6 protein-coding genes are annotated in these 4,895 nt (G+C 75.3%); 3 read left to right on the forward strand and 3 right to left on the reverse strand.

Annotation, left to right across the window (positions count from 1 at the left end; genetic code table 11):
* Nucleotides 1-137: 137 nt before the first annotated feature.
* Nucleotides 138-1,331, reverse strand: coding sequence for a nickel pincer cofactor biosynthesis protein LarC (larC, locus tag VF468_13305; protein ID HEX5879272.1), 1,194 nt, complete (start codon nt 1,329-1,331; stop codon nt 138-140).
* Entirely contained in the window at nt 1,328-2,062 is a 735-nt protein-coding gene (gene larB / locus VF468_13310) for a nickel pincer cofactor biosynthesis protein LarB (GenBank protein ID HEX5879273.1), read from the reverse strand. The genes larC and larB overlap by 4 nt, the downstream gene beginning before the upstream one ends.
* 121 nt (nt 2,063-2,183) lie before the next feature.
* Here larB and VF468_13315 point away from each other — a divergent pair, with 121 nt between their 5' ends.
* Complete coding sequence (locus tag VF468_13315) at nt 2,184-2,705, forward strand: DUF4446 family protein (GenBank protein HEX5879274.1); 522 nt, start codon at nt 2,184-2,186, stop codon at nt 2,703-2,705.
* Nucleotides 2,706-2,714: 9 nt separating this feature from the next.
* Nucleotides 2,715-3,980: a serine--tRNA ligase gene (serS, locus tag VF468_13320; GenBank protein HEX5879275.1), complete on the forward strand. Its 1,266-nt coding sequence runs from the start codon at nt 2,715-2,717 to the stop codon at nt 3,978-3,980.
* 9 nt (nt 3,981-3,989) lie between these two features.
* Here serS and VF468_13325 read toward each other — a convergent pair whose 3' ends face one another.
* Nucleotides 3,990-4,532, reverse strand: a complete 543-nt coding sequence (locus VF468_13325) for a hypothetical protein (GenBank protein ID HEX5879276.1) — start codon at nt 4,530-4,532, stop codon at nt 3,990-3,992.
* 115 nt (nt 4,533-4,647) lie between these two features.
* On the opposite strand from VF468_13325, the gene VF468_13330 reads away from it, so the two are divergent.
* Entirely contained in the window at nt 4,648-4,857 is a 210-nt protein-coding gene (locus VF468_13330) for a hypothetical protein (protein HEX5879277.1), read from the forward strand.
* Nucleotides 4,858-4,895 lie beyond the last annotated feature (38 nt).

Genomic DNA, 4,895 nt, shown 5'->3' on the forward strand with positions numbered 1-4,895 from the left:
CGCGAGACCCGGGCCGCCGACCGCCAGATGCCGGTCGAGATGGCCGTCCAGCTCGGCACCGTGCGCAGCTACGTCGAGGCCCTTGAAGAGGTCGAGCTGCGCAGGCCGCTGCTGGCCAGCCCGGCCGTGCCGGTCGGCTAGGGGGCGCGGTCCTCGGCGTCGAGGGTGGCCAGGGCGGCCGCCTGGGCCCTGGCCATCACGTCCTTGAGGGGGCGGCCGGTGGCCGAGGCCAGGCGGGCGCAGTCGGCGTACTCGGGGGCGACGTTGACCACCCGGCCGCCGTCCAGGCCCAGCTTGACCCGGACCTTGCCGCCGGGCAGCGACACCGTGAGCACCCGCCGCTCCAGCATCCACTTGCGGACCGGCAGCCCGCGCACCCCCAGGGACGAGGTCTCGCGCCACAGCAGCTCCCGGACGGCCGCGTCCGTGCCGGGGGTGCACAGCACCGACAGGGTGATGCCCGGGCGGCCCCTCTTCATGTGGATCGGGGTGTACCAGACGTCGGCCGCCCCGGCCTCGAACAGCCGCTCCAGCACCCAGGGGGCCAGCTCCGGTGTCATGTCGTCGAGGTTGGCCTCCAGCACCAGGCCGCTGTCGCCGGCCGCCCCGTCCTCGGTGCGCTCGCCCAGCAGCACCCGGAGCAGGTTGGGCAGCTCGTCGTGCTGGCGGGTCCCGGCCCCGTAGCCGGTCGCGGCCACCCGCATCGGCGGCAGGTCGGTGAAGCGGACGGCGCTGGCGGCCAGGATGGCCGCCCCGGTGGGGGTGGTCAGCTCGGCCGTGACCCCGCCGGAATAGATCGGCACCTCGGCGAGCAGCTCGAGGACGGCCGGGGCGGGCACCGGCAGCATGCCGTGGTCGCCCCGGACCAGCCCGGTCCCGGTGGCCACCGGCGACGCCCACACCTCGGTGACGCCCAGGTCGTGCAGGAGCATGGCGCTGCCGACGATGTCCACGACCGCGTCGACGGCCCCGACCTCGTGGAAGTGGACCTGCTCGACCGGCTTGCGGTGGATCCTGGCCTCGGCCTCGGCCAGCCGGCCGAAGATGGCCAGGGAGCGGTCGCGCACCGGGGCCGGCAGGTCGGCCTCGCCGAGAGCCCCGCGCAGGTAGGCCCAGGTGCGGATGACGTGCGAGCGCTCGGCCCGGACCCGGACCTGGGTGGCGCCGATGCCGCCCCGCTCGACCCCGGTCACCTCCAGCTCGAACGGGTCGACCGGCACCCCGGCCAGCCCGGCCCGCAGCGCCTCGGCCGACCCGCCGGCGTCCAGCAGCGCCCCCAGCACCATGTCCCCGGCCACGCCGGCGAAGCAGTCGAAGTAGGCGAAGGTCATGGTCGGCCTCGGTTCGCCTGGGCCCGCAGGATCCGTGCCGCCAGGGCGCCGGCCCCGAACCCGTTGTCGATGTTGACCACGCTCACCCCGACCGCGCACGAGTTCAGCATGGCCAGCAGCGCGGCCAGCCCGTCGAAGGCGGCCCCGTAGCCGACGCTGGTCGGGACGGCGATCACCGGCGCCGCCACCATCCCGGCGACCAGCGACGGCAGGGCGCCCTCCATCCCGGCCACGACCACCAGCACGTCGGCCGCCTGCAGCCGCGCCGCCTCGGCGAACAGCCGGTGGGCGCCGGCCACGCCCACGTCGGTCAGGGTGTCGACCCGGCAGCCGAACGCCTCGGCCGTGACCCGGGCCTCCTCGGCCACCGGAAGGTCGCCGGTCCCGGCGCAGACCACCCCGACCAGGCCGGTCGCCGCCCCGTCCGGCTCCACGGCCCGGCACACCAGCATCCCCGAGCGGGAGTGCCAGCGGGCGTCGGGGGCGACCTCGCGCACGGCCTCGGCGTGGGCGGCCGTGGCCTTGGTGACCAACACCGGCGAGGCGTCCTGGGCGAGCAGGGAGGCCACGATCGCCGCCGCCTCGGCGGGCGTCTTGCCCGGGCCGTAGACGACCTCGGGCCCGCCCCGCAGGGCGCGGTGGTGGTCGACGCGGGCGAAGCCGAGGTCCTCGAACGGCAAGGCGGCCAGGCGGGTCATGGCGTCCTCGCTGGACAGCTCGCCCCTGGCCACGGCGCCGAGAAGCTGTCGAAGCCGACCTTCATCCAAAGTTCCCGCATTGTACAATCGCCGCCGCCGCTTCCCCGCCGCCTTTGCGCGGGCCCCGCCCGGGCCTTGCAGGAGGTTACCCCGCGTGTCCCCGCTGCCGGCAGAGGACCTGACCCTGCTCGTCTTCGCCGCCCTCGTGGCGATCGTGGCCCTGGGCGCGGCCGTCGCCGCCCTGGCCCTGCGGTTGCGCGCGGTGCGCCGGACCTACGCCCGGCTGCTGGCCGGCGGCGACGGCGGCGAGGACCTCCTGGCCGCCGTGGCCCGGCAGGTCGAGGCCACCGACCGCCTGCGGAGCAAGCTCAACCTCGTCGGCCGGGAGACGGCCCAGCTCCGCCAGCGCGTCTCCAGCCTGGTCGGCACCGTCGGCCTGATCCGCTACGACGCCTTCCCCGACGTCGGCGGCCACCTGTCCTACTCGGCGGCGTTCCTCGACGAGGCCGGGGACGGGGTCGTCCTCACGGCCATCAACGGCCGCGCCGAGACCCGTTCCTACGCCAAGCCGGTCCGCGGCGGCCGCTCCGGCAACAACCTGTCGGACGAGGAGCGCGCCGCCATCACCCTGGCCATGGGGGCCACCTCCCCGAATCCGGTCTCGCCGGTCCGGTAGCCTAGGGGCATGCTGGATCTGAAGCTCGTGCGTGACGACCCCGAGCGGGTCAAGGCGGCCCTGGCCAAGCGCGGCCCCGGCGCCGCCGACCAGGTCGACCGGCTGCTGGAGGCCGACGCCGAACGCCGCCGCCTGGTCACCGAGGTCGAGGCCCTGCGGGCCGAGCAGAAGCGCCGCGGCCGCGAGGTCGCCAAGGCCGCTCCGGACGAGCGCGAGCGGGTCCTGGCCGGCCTCAAGGAGCTTTCGGACCGCCTCGACGCGGCCGAGGAGCGCCTGCGCGCCGCCCAGGCCGCCCTGGCCGAGGTCCAGGCCGGCATGCCCAACCTGCCCGACCCGGCCACCCCGGCCGGGGGCGAGGAGGACTCGGTCGAGCTGCGCCGGGTCGGCACCCCAAGGGACTTCGACTTCCCCGTCCGCGACCACCTGGAGCTGGGCGAGCTGCTGGGCGCGATCGACACCGTGCGGGCGGCCAAGGTGTCCGGGGCCCGCTTCGGCTACCTGGTCGGCCCGGGGGCGCTGCTCGAGTTCGCCCTGGTCCGCTTCGCCATGGACCGGCTCACCACCGCCGGGTTCGTGCCCGTGGTCCCCCCGGTGCTGGTCCGGCGGGAGGCGATGTTCGGGACCGGCTTCCTGCCCACCGACGAGCAGCAGATCTTCCGCACCGCCGACGACGACCTGTACCTGGCCGGGACCTCCGAGGTCCCGCTGGTCTCCTACCACAGCGACGAGCTGCTCGACCCGGCGACCCTGCCGCTGCGCTACGCCGGCTTCTCGACCTGCTTCCGCCGCGAGGCCGGCTCCTACGGCAAGGACACCCGGGGCATCTTCCGGGTCCACCAGTTCGACAAGGTGGAGATGGTGTCGTTCGTGCTCCCCGAGGAGTCGGCCCGCGAGCACGAGCTGCTGCTGGCCCGCGAGGAGGAGATCCTCCAGGCCCTGGAGCTGCCCTACCGGGTGGTCGACATCGCCGCCGGCGACCTCGGCGGCTCGGCCGCCCGCAAGTTCGACTGCGAGGCCTGGATCCCCTCCCAGGGCACCTGGCGCGAGCTCACCTCGACCTCGAACTGCACCGACTACCAGGCCCGCCGCATCGGCTGCCGGGTCAAGGGGCGCGACGGCAACCGCCCCCCGCACACCCTCAACGGCACCGCCGTGGCCGTCGGCCGCACCATCGTCGCCCTGCTCGAGAACCACCAGCAGGCCGACGGCTCGGTCCGGGTCCCGGACGTCCTCCGCCCCTACCTGGACACCGACCTGATCAAGCCGGCCCGGTAGCCCAGGCGGCTACGGCGCCGCCGACGGGTCGGTGAACACGATCACGCCGTGCTCGCTGTCGATCCGGCCCTCGGCGACCGCCTCCACCACCGCCCGGAACGCCCGCCGGGCCCGCCACCACCCGTGGACCCGCCAGACCCGCCGCGGCGCCTGGAACAGCCGCCCCGACTCGGCCTCGATGAACCAGGGCCGCGTCAGCCGGTCCACCAGCACCACCGCCGCCAGCCCGGCCAGCCCGGCCCCGATCACCACGGCGTGGTCGACCAGGAACGGCACCACCCGCTCCACCACCAGCACCGCCCCGGCGACGGCCGCCACCAGGACCAGAACGGCGAGCCCGAGGAGCAGCGCGAGCCCCTCCCCGAGGTCGTAGCGCACGAACCGGAGGAACGACTCGGCCACCTCGTCGGCCGGCAGCAACGGGAGGTCGTCGACCTCGGCCGGGCCCAGCTCGTGGTCGGCCCGGCGCCGCCAGGGCGGCTGCCGCCTGGCCCAGCGCCGCCGGACGTACCAGACCCGGCCGTCGGGCGTTGTCACCCGCTGTTCCCGCACGACCAGCAGCGTCCGAGCGGAACGCCAGGATTGTCAAGGGGAAACCCGGGTCGTCATGCTGGGGTGAGGCGGCGCACAAGGCGCAAGCCGGCGACCCACGGCTGTGGAGACGCCGATGCACGATGACGCCGAGACTGTCGCGCCCGTTCGCGAGCTGGGCGAGGAGGTCACGGAAGGGTCAGCGCGCGCGAGCACCAAGCGGCGGGAGCTGGCCCCCCACGCCCGGGCGATCGAGCTGCACGAGCAGGCGGCCGCGCTGGCGAACCGGGAGCGGACCCAGCGCGGACCAGCGGTCGTCACGCTCGGCGAACGCGCTGGCGGCTGAGGCGGAGGAGGTGGGATTCGAACCCACGGGGCCCTCTC

It is taken from the genome of Actinomycetota bacterium (assembly GCA_036280995.1).
In the GTDB taxonomy this organism is placed as follows: Bacteria; Actinomycetota; CALGFH01; order CALGFH01; family CALGFH01; genus CALGFH01.

Bases quoted from the DNA above. Each gene is read 5' to 3' on its own strand.
- serS (HEX5879275.1), top strand. From the start codon at position 2,715: ATGCTGGATCTGAAGCTCGTGCGTGACGACCCCGAGCGGGTCAAGGCG.
- VF468_13330 (HEX5879277.1), top strand. From the start codon at position 4,648: ATGCACGATGACGCCGAGACTGTCGCGCCCGTTCGCGAGCTGGGCGAG.
- larC (HEX5879272.1), bottom strand. From the start codon at position 1,331: ATGACCTTCGCCTACTTCGACTGCTTCGCCGGCGTGGCCGGGGACATG.